The organism is Allobosea sp. NPDC003192, from assembly GCF_050275675.1.
GTDB lineage: Bacteria > Pseudomonadota > Alphaproteobacteria > Rhizobiales > Beijerinckiaceae > Allobosea.
Map to the genome: position 1 here is coordinate 1 of NZ_JBNNPK010000015.1, position 13,521 is coordinate 13,521.

The window sequence follows — 13,521 nt, forward strand, 5'->3', positions numbered from 1 at the left end:
TCCTCGGTCGTCGCCGCGGTCTCCTCCAGCGAGGAGGCCTGCTCCTCGGTGCGCTTCGACAGATCGTCCGCGCCCATGTTGATCTCCCGCGCCGCTATCCCGACATCCGATGCCGTCATCTGGATCGTCGACACCGTCGCCGAAAGGCGATCGACGGCTTCGTTGAAATCGGCCCGGAGCTGCTCGTATTCGGCAGGGAAGGCGTCTTCGAGCCGGCAGGTCAGATCGGCCTGGGCGAGTCGCTCCAGCCCGGTAGCAAGGGCACGAACGATCGCTTCCTGCTGGCGTGCGTGCTCACGCTGCTGCTCTGCGGTACGCTCGCGCTCGGCCTGGTTGCTGCGGCGCTCGGCATCGCTGCGCTCCGACTGCTCCGTCGCTTCGGTCTCCAGCCGCGTCTTCTCGATCGCCGCTTCGCGCAGGACTGCGACCGCGTCCGCCATGGCTGCGACCTCGTCGCCGCTGCGCAGCTTGGGCGGCTCGCTGGCGAGGTCGCCCGCCGCGATCTTCAGCGTCGCGTCCTTGAGCTGGCCGAGTGGCCGCAGCGTCCGGCGCGTCAGCCAGAACAGCAGCGTCCCGCCGATCACGGCGATCACGAGGCCAGCTATGACGTTGTTGCGGATCATCTCGTCGATGACGGTGAGGAAGTCCGCCTGCTTGATGCCGACATAGAGGATGCCGATCACGGCATTGTTCGATGTCTGGACGATCGGCTCGTAGATCGTGAAATAAGGCACGCCGAGGATGTCGGCGGCGCCGGAATAGGTCCGCCGCTCCTTGAAGACGGCATCATTGGCCGGGCCTTGCGCGAGCTTGGTGCCGATCGCCCGCGAGCCATCCGGCTTCTGGACGTTGGTCGAGACGCGCGTGTCGCCCATGAACACGGTCGCGGTGCCCCCGGAGAGCGTCTTGACCTTGTCGACCGCGGCAAAGTTGCCGTTGACCAGCTCCGAGCCGAAATAGAGCTTGTCGCCGTCCAGCCGCGGCTCACCCTTGGCAGCGAGAATATCCCGCAGCAAGTTGATGTTGACGGTCAGGCTCGCCTGGGCCCGTTCGCGCATCGCGCTGTCGGCGGCGCGGATCGAGACGATCACCGATGCTGCGATCGCGGCGGCGAAGATGGCAACGCCGACGATCGCGAGCCGGTTGGAGATCGGTAGCCAGAGGGAGGCGAGCTTCTTCACGGGCGGCTCCTTGAGGCGGCCGAGATCGGCCAGCACTCAAGAACCGGTCCAAACTGGTAAATTTCGCTTTAAACGGGGACGAATTGGACCCGAAAATGCCTGTTTAGAGTATGGTTCGTTCCATTCGGTACGAAATGCATCACGTCGAGCGTGTGCCGCGCAGGCCGTACTTCTAGAGGTTGAAGACCCGGTGCGGAACGAATTCGCCCTGCGTGATCGAGCCGGTGGCGATCAGGACGCCGCCGCTGACCGCATAGACCGCCTCCGCCTCCAGGGGCGCGTCACGGCCGCGCAGCAGCACGCTCTGGCCGCGCTTCAGCCGGAGTGCAGCGTCGCGATGGATCACGATCTCCGGGATCAGGGCAAGGGCCGCAGAGACCGGTCGCAGCGCCGCCGTGGCGCTCTCGCCGTCGCGCAGAGCCTCGACCGTGGCGGCATCCACCACTGCGAACGGGCCGACGCGGGTACGCCTGAGATGCGCGACATGGCCGAGGCAGCCCAGCGCCAGGCCGAGATCCCTGGCAATGGCGCGGACATAGGTGCCCTTGCCGCATTCGGCCTCGAAGGTCGTGGTCGGGCCGTCATGCCGGACGATGCGCAGGGCGGTGATCTCGACCGGGCGAGCCTCCAGCGTCACCTCCTCGCCATCGCGGGCGAGGTCGTAGGCGCGCTCGCCGGCGATCTTGATCGCCGAGAATTTCGGCGGCACCTGCTGGATCGTCCCGGTGAAGCGCGGCAGCAAGGCCGCGATCGCGGCCTCGTCCGGTCGCAGCTCGGAGGTCGCGACGACCTTGCCCTCGGTGTCGTCGGTATCGGTCTGCGAGCCCCAGGCGACGGTGAACTCATAGGCCTTGCGGCCGTCCATCACGAAGGGGACGGTCTTGGTGGCTTCGCCGAGCGCGATCGGCAGCAGTCCCGAGGCGAGCGGGTCGAGCGTGCCGGCATGGCCGGCCTTCTTGGCGGCATAGGCGCGCTTCACCACGCTGACCGCGTGGGTCGAAGTCATGCCGACGGGCTTGTCGAGCACGACCCAGCCATGCACGTCGCGCTTCTTCGGCCGCGGCGGCCGGCCGCCATCCGCCTCTGCCGGGCGGTTCTCGTCAGTCGTCGTCATCGTGCTTGTCTTGCTGGTCAAAGTCTTGGTCGATGCGCAGCGGCTTGCGGTCAGTGTCACGGCGCACGGCCTCGGAATCGAGCAGGGCGTCGATCCGGGCGGCCTCGTCGAAGCTCTCATCCTGACGGAAGCGCAGGTCCGGCGCGTATTTCAGGTTCACCCGGTGGGCGATCTCGCCGCGGATATGGCGCTTGTTGGCGTCGAGCGCCTTCAGCACCGGAGCCACGTCCTGGCCGCCGAGCGGCATGATGTAGCAGGTCGCGAGCTTGAGATCGGGCGAGAGCCGGACCTCCGGCACGGTGATCACGTGCTTGGCCAGGACATCGTCATGGATGTCGCCGCGCGCCAGCATCTCCGCCAGGGCATGTCGGATCAGTTCGCCGACGCGCAATTGCCGCTGCGAGGGCCCGGAGCCCTGGGTATTGGGTTTCTTTGCCATGGTTCTCGTTCTCCGGGATCGGACCGGACGGACGGGTTTGAAACGTCATGGCCGGGCGAAAGCCCGGCCATCAGAATGTATCCGGGGAGCAAGCGGGCCGGTCAGAGGCTGCGCTTGATCTCCTCGACGCGGAAGCACTCGATCACGTCGCCCTGGCGCATGTCCTGGTAGCTCTCGAAGGACATGCCGCACTCCTGGCCGGCGACCACTTCCTTGGCGTCGTCCTTGAAGCGCTTGAGCTGGGCGAGCTTGCCCTCGTGAACCACGACGCCGTCGCGGATCAGGCGGACATTGGCGCCGCGCTCGATCGTGCCGTCGGTGACGCGGCAGCCGGCAATCTTGCCGACCTTCGAGACGTTGAAGATCTCGAGGATCTGCGCGTTGCCGAGCATGGTCTCGCGCAGGGTCGGTGCCAGCAGGCCCGACATCGCATCCTTCACATCATCCATCAGGTTGTAGATGATGCTGTAGTAGCGGATCTCGACGCCGGCCCGTTCGGCCGCCTCACGCGCTTCCTTGTGGGCGCGGACGTTGAAGCCGATCACCACCGCGCCCGAAGCCTGGGCCAGGGTGACGTCGGATTCGGTGATCGCGCCGACGCCGGACGAGAGCACGCGGGCGCGGACCTCGTCATTGCCGACCTTCTCGAGCGAGCCGACGATGGCCTCGACCGAGCCCTGCACGTCGCCCTTGACGACGAGCGGGAACTCCTTGCGGCCAGCGCCTTCCTTGAGCTCGCGCATCATCTCGGCGAGCGAGCGGCCGGCGCCGGAGCCAGCGCCGCGGGCAGCGAGACGATCGCGCTTCTGGCGCTCGCGGTAATCGGTGATCTCGCGGGCCCGCGCTTCCGACTCGACGACCGCGACGCGATCGCCGGCTTCTGGCGTTCCGTTGAAGCCGAGCACCTCGACCGGCAGCGACGGCGCCGCTTCCTTGATCTGAGCACCGGTATCGGAGATCAGCGCCCGGACACGGCCCCATTCGGCGCCGGCGACGATGATGTCACCGGTGCGCAGCGTGCCGCGCTGGACCAGCACGGTGGCGACCGGGCCGCGGCCGCGGTCGAGCTTGGCCTCGATGACCGTGCCTTCGGCGGCGCGCTCGGGGTTGGCCTTGAGGTCGAGCACTTCGGCCTGCAGCGCGATCGCGTCGAGCAACGTGTCGAGCCCCTGGCCGGTCTTGGCCGAAACCTCGATCTCCAGCGTCTCGCCGCCGAGCGACTCGACCTGGATCTCGTATTGCAGCAGCTCGGAACGAACCCGATCCGGGTTGGCGTCGGACTTGTCGATCTTGTTGATCGCCACGATCAGCGGCACCTTGGCCGCCTTGGCGTGATTGATGGCCTCGACCGTCTGCGGCATCACGCCGTCATCGGCCGCCACGACCAGAACCACGATGTCGGTCACCTTGGCGCCGCGAGCGCGCATCGCCGTGAAGGCGGCGTGGCCGGGCGTGTCGATGAAGGTCACCCGGGCACCGGCCGGCGTCGTCACCTGATAGGCGCCGATATGCTGGGTGATGCCGCCGGCCTCGCCGGAGACGACATGGGTCTTGCGGATCGCGTCGAGCAGCGAAGTCTTGCCGTGGTCGACATGGCCCATGATGGTCACGACCGGCGGCCGCGGCTCCAGCGTATCGTCGGTATCGGGCGTGTCGAACAAGCCTTCCTCGACGTCGGACTCGGCGACGCGCTTGACACTATGGCCCATTTCCTCGGCCACGAGCTGAGCGGTGTCGGCGTCGATCACGTCGGTGATCTTGTGCATCGCACCCTGCTTCATCAGCAGACGGATGACGTCGACGCCGCGCTCCGACATGCGGTTCGCGAGTTCCTGGATGGTGATCGTCTCGGGGATGATCACCTCGCGCATCACGCGCTCTTTCTGCACATCCGAGGCGCGATGGCCGGTCATGCGCTGCACGCGCCGGCGGAAGGAGGCGAGCGAACGGGTCCGCTCGTCATCCCCGCCCGTGGCGGTCGACAGCGTCAGGCGGCCGCGCGGCTTGTCGCCGACCTTCGGGGTCTTCGGCGCCGGAGCAGGCGCGCCGCGGTTGGCAGCGCCGGGGGCTCCACCGGGGCGGCGGAAAGCGGGACGCGCCTCACCATCTTCGGGGCGGCTGCGCGGTGCGCCAGCGGACGGAGCCTGCCGGGTCGGCCGGGCGACGACCGGCTCGGCGGTCGCATTCGGATCGGGGCGCGGCGGACGCGGCGAGTCCGAGCGCGGCGGACGGAAATCGAGCCGCGGCGGACGGGCGCCGACATCACGCGCCGGCGGCCGCGGGCCACCGAAATCGCGCTGTTCACGCGGCTCGCGATGCTCGCGCGGGCCGGATGGAGCCGGGCGCGGCGCCTGGCTGTAGGTCTGGGGCGGCGGAGCGGAAGGAGGCGTGGGCTCGCGCACCGGCGCGGGCCGCTGCGCCGCCGCTTCCTCACCCATGCGCTGGCGTGCCGCGCTTTCGGCGCGGCGCTTGTGCTCGTCCTCCTGCCGGCGGCGATCCTCTTCCTCGCGCTGGCGGGCCTGGGCTGCCTCGCGCTCTGAACGCTCGCGGGCTTCGCGGGCGGCGCGCTGACGCGCCTCTTCCTCGGCGCGGGAGCGGGCCTCGGCCTCGACGGCACGAGCATCGGTCAGGGCTCGCTGGCGGGCGTCCTTCTCCTCGTCAGAGAGGGTGCGCAGCAGCATGCCGCCGGCCGGCCGGCTAGCCGCCGGAGCGGGTTGCGGCGGCTGCGGTCGCGGAGCCTGCGGCGCTGCCGGGGCTTGCGGTGCCTGGGGCGGGCGAGGCGCAACGGGTGCCGCGGCGGGTTCGTGAGCGACGCGGCGCTTGACCTCGACGACAACCTGCTTCGAACGCCCATGCGAGAAGCTCTGCCGAACCGTGCTCTGTTCGACAGGGCGCTTCAGCGACAACGTCTTGGGAGGCGTCACGCTCAAGGTCTTGTCGCCGGGGGTCTTGGTATCACTCATTCCGCTTTCGGTCCTGCCGGTTCGGTCTTCGTCTGATCTCGCGCGTCGGATTCCACCGGGTCGATAAACGCCGTTTCGCCAGCATCGTTCGTCCGATAGCGGACGAGCCGACGCCAGCGCGCGAGGAAACCCTCAGTCGCCGGACCCGGAGCAAGCGCTGCATGTATCACATGCTCACGCCCCAGCGCCAGTTCCAGTTCGGCCGCGGCGAAATTCGCCACCACCGGTATCTCTTTCAGCGTCGGCGCCCGCCGCAGCGCCTGGCTGATCTTGCGTTTTCCGTCCTCGGCGCCGTCGCTGGCGGCGATCACCGCAGCGGCACGTCCGGCCTGCGCCAGCGCCTCGACCTTGGCGAAGCCGCTGACGACCAGGCCAGCCTTGTTAGCCATCGCCAGCGCCTGGACCGCGTCCCTCGCCAGCAGCGTGTCGACCTCGGCCGCAAGTTCCGGCGACACCGTGACCTTCGCCTTCAGCGAGCGCTCGAAAGCGCGCCGCTTCACCGCCTCGCCGACCGCAGCCGTGCTGAGCGAGACCCAGACACCACGCCCCGGCAACTTGCGCCGGATGTCCGGCACCAGCACCTCGCCGGGACCGACCACGAAGCGGATCAGATCCTCCGGCGCCCGGCCCTGGCGCGTCACCACGCAGGTCCGCTCAGGACCCTCGCCTTCGGCGCGCCGGCTCATCTTGCGCGGCTCCGGCTCAGGCCTGCGACTCCTCGGCCTCAACCTCGGCCTCGGCCTCGGCTTCCGGCTCCGGCGCCTCGATCCAGCCCGCCTTGATGCGGGCCGCCATCACGATCGCCTCGGCGTCCTGCCGCGACAGGTCGAAGCCGTCGAGATAGCCGGAATGGCGGGTGGTCTCGCCATCCTTGCGCTCGGTCCAGCCGACCAGATCGTCGGTGGCGCAACCGGCGAGGTCCTCGACGCTCTTCACGTCGTTCTCGCCGAGCGCGACCATCATCGCGGTGGTGACGCCCTCGACCTCGCGCAGCTCGTCCTCGACGCCCAGCGCCTTGCGCTTGTCGTCGAGCTCGGCCTCGACCGCGGCCAGGTGCTCCTGGGCGCGGCTCTGGATCTCGGCAGCGGTGTCCTCGTCGAAGCCTTCGATCGAGGACAGTTCGCTCGGTTCGACATAGGCGACTTCCTCGACCGAGCGGAAGCCTTCCGAGGCGAGGAGCTGGCCGACCGTCTCGTCGACGTTGAGCGCGTTCATGAACAGCTCGGTGCGCTGCAAGAACTCCTTCTGGCGACGCTCCGACTCCTCCTGCTCGGTCAGGATGTCGATGTCCCAGCCGGTCAGCTGCGACGCCAGGCGGACATTCTGGCCGCGCCGGCCGATGGCGAGCGAGAGCTGCTCGTCCGGCACCACGACCTCGATCTTGTCCGCTTCCTCGTCCAGCACCACCTTCGCGACTTCCGCCGGCTGCAGCGCGTTGACGACGAAGGTCGCGACATCGGGCGACCACGGGATGATGTCGATCTTCTCGCCCTGCAGCTCGCCGACAACGGCCTGCACGCGCGAGCCGCGCATGCCGACGCAGGCGCCGACCGGATCGATCGAGGAATCGCGCGAGATCACCGCGATCTTGGCGCGCGAGCCCGGATCGCGGGCGACAGCCTTGACCTCGACGATACCGTCATAGATCTCCGGCACTTCCTGGCCGAACAGCTTGGCCATGAACTGCGGATGGGTGCGCGACAGGAAGATCTGCGGGCCGCGCGGCTCACGGCGCACGTCGTAGACATAGGCGCGGGCGCGGTCGCCGACCTTGAAGGTCTCGCGCGGGATCATCTCGTCGCGGCGGATGATCGCCTCGCCGCGGCCGAGATCGACGAAGACGTTGCCGTACTCGACGCGCTTGACCGCGCCGTTGACGATCTCGCCGATGCGGTCCTTGTACTCGTCGTACTGCCGGTCGCGCTCGGCCTCGCGCACCTTCTGCACGATGACCTGCTTGGCCGACTGCGCCGCGATGCGGCCGAAATCGAAGGGCGGCAGCGGATCGGCGATCACGTCGCCGACCTGGGCGGCCGGATTGTGGCGCTTGGCCTCGTCGACGGTGATCTCGACGGCGCCGTTCTCGACGAGGTCGACGACCTGGAGATGACGCGCCAGCCGAAGCTCACCCGATTTCGGGTTGATCTCGGCATGGACGTCGGTCTCGGCGCCGTAGCGCGAGCGCGCCGCCTTGGCGATCGCGTCCTGCATCGCGTCGATCACGATCTGCCGGTCGATCGACTTCTCGCGGGCGACTGCGTCGGCGATCTGCAACAGCTCGAGCCGGTTGGCGCTGACGGCCATGGCGCTCACTCCTCTTCCTGTGTGTTCTGCACCGGCCCCTTGCGGCCCTTGCCCGGCGTGCGGGCCTTGGGATCGCGGGGACCGAGCGACTTGCCGCGCCCGGGTACGGGCTGGGCGATCTCGTCGGCGGGCGGCATCTGCGGCGCGAGGCCCGACTTGCCGCGCCGGAGCGATTCGGTGACCAGCGCGTCGGTCAGCACCAGCCGCGCCTCGGCGATGAGCCGCATCGGAATCGCGACGTCGCGATCCTCGTCGGCCTTGGCGTCATCGCGGGTCAGCAGCGCGTCGGTTCCGCTTGCGCCGCGCAGGATGCCGCGGAAACGCTTGCGCCCGGCGAAGGGCTCGCTGGTATCGATCTTGGCCAGGTGACCAGCCCAGCGCTCGAAATCGCCCGGCCTGACCAGCGGCCGGTCGATGCCCGGCGAAGACACCTCCAGATGATAGGCCGTCTGGACGGGATCGTCGACGTCGAGCGCCGGTGACACCGCCTGGCTCACCGCCTCGCAGCCCTCGACGGTCATGGTGCCATCAGGGAGTTCGGCCATGATCTGGACGGTACAGCCGTTCTGGCCGGTGACGCGCACCCGCACCAGCCGATAGCCGAGATCCATGATCGCCGGCTCGACGATCGCCGCGACGCGCGCGGCCACGCCGCTCTCCACGACGATCCGCTCTTCCTGATCCTGGCTGTTCTGCTCGACCATCCGTATGGCTCGTCCGACTCCCGGCGATTGCAGGGGCTCTGGTCCGGCCAACAAAAAAGAGCGGGCCGGTGGGCCCGCTCTTGATCGCCGGCTTACACCGAAACCAGAGCTGTTGGGCGCTATCTAGTCCCGTTTCCGCGATCTTGCAAGCCTCTCCGCGATTGCGGCGATCCCGCTAACCGGCTGGTCATTCTTCGTTGCTAGGACGGGGAGATGGTTGTGTGGTGAGGTTGCGTGATGAGTCCTGTCGGTGCGCTGCTGCGCGATCTCGAGACGACGATGGCGCGCGGCTCGACCGACGAGCGTGCCGTCATCCTGTCGCGCCTGACCGACCTCTTCCTCGCCACGGCTACTGATATGGGCGAAGACCAGGTCGGCGTTTTCGACGTCGTCATCGGCCGCCTCGCCCGTGCGATCGAGATGCGGGCCCGCATCGAGCTCGCCGAGCGGCTGGCGCCCGTTCCCAATGCGCCCAGCGGCGTCGTCCGCCAGCTCGCCCTCGATGAGATCGCGGTCGCGCGGCCGGTCCTCGTCGCCTCGCCCCGCCTCAGCGACCATGATCTCGTCGCCATCGCCGCCGCCAAGGGGCGCGATCACATGCTCGCCATCACCGAGCGCCCCGATCTCGGCGAGCCGGTCACCGATTTCCTGATCCTGCGCGGCGGGCGCGTCGTGACCCATGCCGTCGCCGCCAACCAGACTGCCCGCTTCTCCCGCCATGGCATGGGCGTGCTCGTCATGCGCGCCGCCCAGGACGACGCCCTGCAGGCGACGCTGGGCTCGCGCGCCGACATCCCGGCCGATCTCGCCGAGCAGTTGATGGCAGCCGCCAAGAGTTCGGCCCGCCGCCGGCTCGAAGCCTCGCTCGAACCATCCCTCGCCGGTGCCGTCGCCGGCGCGGTCGAACGTGGCGCCGAGGCCGTCTCGGTCCAGGCGGCCGTCGGCGACGAATTGGGTCGGTTCGGCAAGGCGCTGGCCGACGTCAAGGCCCTGGACGACGCCGGCAAGCTCGATGAATCCGTCGTCGCGCAATATGCGACCTCCGGCGCGGTGGAGCATGCCGTCTGCGGTGTCGCGACGCTCGCACGCCTGACCTTGCCGGCGACCGAGCAGATCGTCTTCGGCCCCGATCGCGACGCGGTCCTGCTGGTGGCGCGCGGCATGGGCTGGTCCTGGGAGACGACCAAGGCGCTGATCGGCCTGCGCAAGGGCGACGGCAAGTCGGCTCCGGTGCTGGAGCGGGCGAGGCAGAGCTTCCGCAACCTGACGCCGATGACGGCGCAGCGCGTGCTCGGCTTCCTCAGGATGCGCGACGGCGCGCAGTCAGATAGCTCGGCACCCGCCCGGCCTTGATCGCCTTGGCCTCGTAGCGGGTACGCACCCAGCCCGGATAGGGCTGGCGCCAGTCCTCGGCATTTTCGTCGACCCAGTCGAAATCGGGCGAGGCCATGAGCCGTGCCAGCGTCCAGCCGACATAGTCGTCGATGTCGCTGGCGAAGCGGAAGCGTCCGCCCGGCCGCAATACCCTGGCGAGCAGCGTGAGCGTCCGCTCCGAGACGAAGCGGCGCTTGCGCTGGCGGCGCTTCGGCCATGGGTCCGGATAGAGCAGGTCGGCCGCGTCGATGCTCCCTTCCGGGAATTGCGGCAGCAGCAGCGCCGCATCGCCATCCCAGAGCCGGATGTTGCGCAGGCCTTCCTGCTCGATCACGGCAAGGAACTTGGCCATTCCGTTGATGAAGGGCTCGACGCCGATGAAGCCGATCTGCGGGCTCTCGCGCATGCGCGAGAGCAGGTGCTCGCCGCCGCCGAAGCCGATCTCGAGCCTGACCGTTTCGACCGGGATCGGAAAGAGCGCCTTCAGGTCCGCGATCGGCCCCTCCGGCAGGCGAAGCGCCGGCAGGGTTTCGGCAATGCGCTCGGCCTGGCCCTGGCGCAGTCCCTTGCCCTTGCGCCGGCCGAAAAAGGCGCGTTCGGAATCGTGCTGATCGGTCATGGAGTGCCTTTACGGCGAGCGGCCGAAAAGAAAAAGGCCGGGGCGCGCCCCGGCCTTCGCGTCCGTGCGGACGGCGTTGATCAGGCGACGGCCTTCTTCAGCGCGTCGACGAGATCGGTCTTCTCCCAGGAGAAGCTGCCGTCGCGGCCGGCCTTGCGGCCGAAATGGCCGTAAGCCGCCGACTTGGCGTAGATCGGCTTGTTGAGGCCCAGATGCGTGCGGATGCCGCGCGGCGTCAGGTCCATGACCTCGCCGAGCACGCCCTCGAGCTTGGCCTCGTCGATCTTGCCGGTGCCGTGCAGGTCGACATAGATCGACAGCGGCTTGGCGACGCCGATGGCGTAGGAAAGCTGGATCGTGCAGCGGTCGGCCAGCTTGGCGGCGACGACGTTCTTGGCGAGATAGCGTGCCGCATAGGCGGCCGAGCGGTCGACCTTGGTCGGGTCCTTGCCCGAGAAAGCGCCGCCGCCATGGGGGGCCGCGCCGCCATAGGTGTCGACGATGATCTTGCGGCCGGTCAGGCCGGCGTCTCCGTCGGGGCCGCCGATGACGAACTTGCCGGTCGGGTTGACGTGCCAGACGGTGTCCTTGCCAATCCAGCCATCGGGCAGGGTCTCACGAATATAGGGCTCGACGATCTTGCGGACATCGGCCGAGGACAGCTTCTCGTCGAGATGCTGGGTCGAGAGCACGATCTGGGTGACGCCGACCGGCTTGCCATTCTCGTACTTGACCGTCACCTGGCTCTTGGCGTCCGGGCCGAGCTTGGCCGCCGCGCCTTCGCCGGCGTGGCGGGCCTTGGCGAGGACCTCGAGGATCTTGTGGGCGTAGTAGATCGGGGCCGCCATCAGCTCGGGCGTCTCGCGGCAGGCATAGCCGAACATGATGCCCTGGTCGCCGGCGCCGACATCCTTGTTGCTGCCTTCATCGACGCCCTGGGCGATGTCGGCCGACTGCGGATGCAGCAGCACGTCGATCTTGGCCTTCTTCCAGTGGAAGCCGTCCTGCTCGTAGCCGATGGCGCGGACCGCCTTGCGCGCCGCCGACTTCACCTTCGACTTGATCTGCTTCTCGTCGAGATGGGTGCGGACCTCGCCGGCGACGACGATGCGGTTGGTCGTCGCCAGAGTCTCGGCGGCGACGCGCACCTGCGCCGGATCATGGCCCGCCTTGATCGCCTCCTTGAAGAACAGATCGACGATCTCGTCCGAGATCCGGTCGCAGACCTTGTCGGGGTGGCCTTCGGAGACGGATTCGCTGGTGAAGAGGTAGTTCTGGCGGGACACGGTCGGGGATCCTTCCCAGGCTGCGAAGCGGCGCCGGCTGGTCACCTGCGCGCGGAAAAAAGCGCAGCGTCTTTTGCAGCGGAAAGGTTTGCCGTCAAGGCAGGAAATTCTTTTGATCGATATTTTGTTCGTCGAGCCGAACAAAAAAACATGAAATCAGGCTGTTTCGCCCGATTCATCCGCCAAGGCCTCGACGAGATCGATAACCCGCCGACGCACGCGCGGGTTCTTGATGCGCACGAAAGCCTTGGAGAGCTGCACGCCTTCGCTGGTGGAGAGGAAGTCGGCGACATAGGTCGTGCTCGCCGCATCGGCGAAGCCGCCGCCAGTTGTTTCGCCAGCCGGCGCCCCCTCGAAGAAGAAGGAGACTGGCACGCCCAGCATCTTGGAGATCTGCTGCAGGCGGCTGGCGCTGATCCGGTTGGTGCCCTTCTCGTATTTCTGCACTTGCTGAAAGGTCAGGCCGAGCGCCTCGCCCAGTTTCTCCTGGCTGATACCCGCTAGCATGCGCTGCATGCGCACCCGGCTGCCGACGTGACGGTCGATCGGATTCGGGAGTTTCTTCAGCATGGGCCGCTCACCTCACGTCACACTCAACCGCACTTCCGGCCTCGCGTCTACCGCTGGCCTTGGGCGAGCGCGGATTGATATGCATTGGTATGCGTTGATTCTTGACCGTTCTGGGTCGAAACTAGGACGGTCAGGGAAGGCGGGACATGTCGGGACGGCATTTCAACGCGGGACGGGACGCGCTCGACTTCATCGATCGGCTGAGCACCCTCTCCGATCCGGCCACCGTTGTCGCGGCCTTGCGCGACAAGCTCGCGAGCTACGGCTTCCATGCCTTCCTGATCACCGGACTGCCGGAGATCGGGGACAGGATCGACCCGCTCGTGCTCCTGAACGGCTGGCCGCCGGGCTGGTTCGAGCTCTATCTGGAGAAGTCCTTCTCGGATTGGGACCCGATCGCAGCGCATTGCAAGACGACGGTCGACCCCTTCGCCTGGAGCGATGTCTATCAGGACGAAGGCGCATTGCCGCGCCAGCGCGAGGTGATGCACCGGGCTCGCGACTTCGACATGATCGAGGGCTTCTGCGTGCCGATCCACGGCGAGGCCGGCTTCCAGGCCGTGGTCACCATGGCCGGCGACCGGCCGGACCTGTCGCGTCAGGCCCGCTCGGCGATCCACCTGATGTCGATCTACGCGCATGGCAAGGCGACCGACTGCCTGCGGCCGGCCCACCGCGAGCATGTCCTGACCGTTCGGGAGCGCGAGGTGCTGACCTGGTTCGCGATCGGCAAGACGACGGAAGGCGTCGCGGAGCGCCTGGGCGTCTCGGCCGGAACGGCGGAGGCCCATTTCGAGAACGCCGCCAGGAAGCTCGGCGTCAGGGGCCGCACGCGCACGGTGATCGAGGCCTATCGTCGCGGCGAGATCAGTATCTAACGCGAATTAGGCCGCATCTTCCGGAATTCCGGAATACCCAGGAAACCCGAAAGGAGCCAGCCTGCACCCCTCAAGCAAGGGGAGGCGGC

At 68.0% G+C, this 13,521-nt stretch carries 12 protein-coding genes; 2 read left to right on the forward strand and 10 right to left on the reverse strand.

Annotation, left to right across the window (positions count from 1 at the left end):
- The 7 genes from ACQKLX_RS19395 to rimP form a co-directional block, all read right to left on the reverse strand.
- Positions 1–1,181: cache domain-containing protein (locus tag ACQKLX_RS19395; RefSeq protein ID WP_427363198.1), on the reverse strand; the 1,181-nt coding region annotated here is incomplete at its 3' end.
- Between the two features lie 172 nt (positions 1,182–1,353).
- A complete protein-coding gene (gene truB / locus ACQKLX_RS19400) occupies positions 1,354–2,295 on the reverse strand; it encodes a tRNA pseudouridine(55) synthase TruB (RefSeq protein ID WP_427363199.1) in 942 nt (313 codons plus the stop codon).
- Entirely contained in the window at positions 2,282–2,734 is a 453-nt protein-coding gene (rbfA, locus tag ACQKLX_RS19405; protein WP_427363200.1) for a 30S ribosome-binding factor RbfA, read from the reverse strand. Before rbfA ends, truB begins: the two co-directional genes overlap by 14 nt.
- A gap of 101 nt (positions 2,735–2,835) precedes the next feature.
- A complete protein-coding gene (infB, locus tag ACQKLX_RS19410) occupies positions 2,836–5,697 on the reverse strand; it encodes a translation initiation factor IF-2 (protein WP_427363201.1) in 2,862 nt (953 codons plus the stop codon).
- On the reverse strand, positions 5,694–6,383 hold the full coding sequence (locus tag ACQKLX_RS19415) for an RNA-binding protein (protein ID WP_427363202.1): 690 nt from the start codon (positions 6,381–6,383) through the stop codon (positions 5,694–5,696). Before ACQKLX_RS19415 ends, infB begins: the two co-directional genes overlap by 4 nt.
- Positions 6,384–6,399: 16 nt before the next feature.
- The gene (nusA, locus tag ACQKLX_RS19420) at positions 6,400–8,001 is read right to left on the reverse strand and encodes a transcription termination factor NusA (RefSeq protein WP_427363203.1); all 1,602 of its coding nucleotides are present in this window, start codon (positions 7,999–8,001) and stop codon (positions 6,400–6,402) included.
- A 5-nt stretch (positions 8,002–8,006) separates the two neighbouring features.
- Entirely contained in the window at positions 8,007–8,705 is a 699-nt protein-coding gene (rimP, locus tag ACQKLX_RS19425) for a ribosome maturation factor RimP (protein WP_427363204.1), read from the reverse strand.
- 237 nt (positions 8,706–8,942) lie between these two features.
- Here rimP and ACQKLX_RS19430 point away from each other — a divergent pair, with 237 nt between their 5' ends.
- A complete protein-coding gene (locus ACQKLX_RS19430) occupies positions 8,943–10,058 on the forward strand; it encodes a DUF2336 domain-containing protein (RefSeq protein WP_427363205.1) in 1,116 nt (371 codons plus the stop codon).
- Here ACQKLX_RS19430 and trmB read toward each other — a convergent pair.
- The 3 genes from trmB to ACQKLX_RS19445 form a co-directional block, all read right to left on the reverse strand.
- Positions 10,006–10,698: a tRNA (guanine(46)-N(7))-methyltransferase TrmB gene (gene trmB, locus ACQKLX_RS19435; RefSeq protein ID WP_427363206.1), complete on the reverse strand. Its 693-nt coding sequence runs from the start codon at positions 10,696–10,698 to the stop codon at positions 10,006–10,008. The genes ACQKLX_RS19430 and trmB overlap by 53 nt on opposite strands.
- Positions 10,699–10,778: 80 nt before the next feature.
- Positions 10,779–11,984, reverse strand: a complete 1,206-nt coding sequence (metK, locus tag ACQKLX_RS19440; RefSeq protein ID WP_427363207.1) for a methionine adenosyltransferase — start codon at positions 11,982–11,984, stop codon at positions 10,779–10,781.
- A gap of 156 nt (positions 11,985–12,140) precedes the next feature.
- Positions 12,141–12,554, reverse strand: coding sequence for a helix-turn-helix domain-containing protein (locus ACQKLX_RS19445; RefSeq protein ID WP_427363208.1), 414 nt, complete (start codon positions 12,552–12,554; stop codon positions 12,141–12,143).
- Positions 12,555–12,700: 146 nt separating this feature from the next.
- On the opposite strand from ACQKLX_RS19445, the gene ACQKLX_RS19450 reads away from it, so the two are divergent.
- The gene (locus ACQKLX_RS19450) at positions 12,701–13,432 is read left to right on the forward strand and encodes an autoinducer binding domain-containing protein (RefSeq protein WP_427363209.1); all 732 of its coding nucleotides are present in this window, start codon (positions 12,701–12,703) and stop codon (positions 13,430–13,432) included.
- Positions 13,433–13,521: the final 89 nt, after the last annotated feature.

Coding starts and splice junctions, on each gene's coding strand:
- truB (WP_427363199.1), bottom strand. CDS start 2,295: ATGACGACGACTGACGAGAACCGCCCGGCAGAGGCGGATGGCGGCCGG.
- rbfA (WP_427363200.1), bottom strand. CDS start 2,734: ATGGCAAAGAAACCCAATACCCAGGGCTCCGGGCCCTCGCAGCGGCAA.
- infB (WP_427363201.1), bottom strand. CDS start 5,697: ATGAGTGATACCAAGACCCCCGGCGACAAGACCTTGAGCGTGACGCCT.
- ACQKLX_RS19415 (WP_427363202.1), bottom strand. CDS start 6,383: ATGAGCCGGCGCGCCGAAGGCGAGGGTCCTGAGCGGACCTGCGTGGTG.
- nusA (WP_427363203.1), bottom strand. CDS start 8,001: ATGGCCGTCAGCGCCAACCGGCTCGAGCTGTTGCAGATCGCCGACGCA.
- rimP (WP_427363204.1), bottom strand. CDS start 8,705: ATGGTCGAGCAGAACAGCCAGGATCAGGAAGAGCGGATCGTCGTGGAG.
- ACQKLX_RS19430 (WP_427363205.1), top strand. CDS start 8,943: ATGAGTCCTGTCGGTGCGCTGCTGCGCGATCTCGAGACGACGATGGCG.
- trmB (WP_427363206.1), bottom strand. CDS start 10,698: ATGACCGATCAGCACGATTCCGAACGCGCCTTTTTCGGCCGGCGCAAG.
- ACQKLX_RS19445 (WP_427363208.1), bottom strand. CDS start 12,554: ATGCTGAAGAAACTCCCGAATCCGATCGACCGTCACGTCGGCAGCCGG.
- ACQKLX_RS19450 (WP_427363209.1), top strand. CDS start 12,701: ATGTCGGGACGGCATTTCAACGCGGGACGGGACGCGCTCGACTTCATC.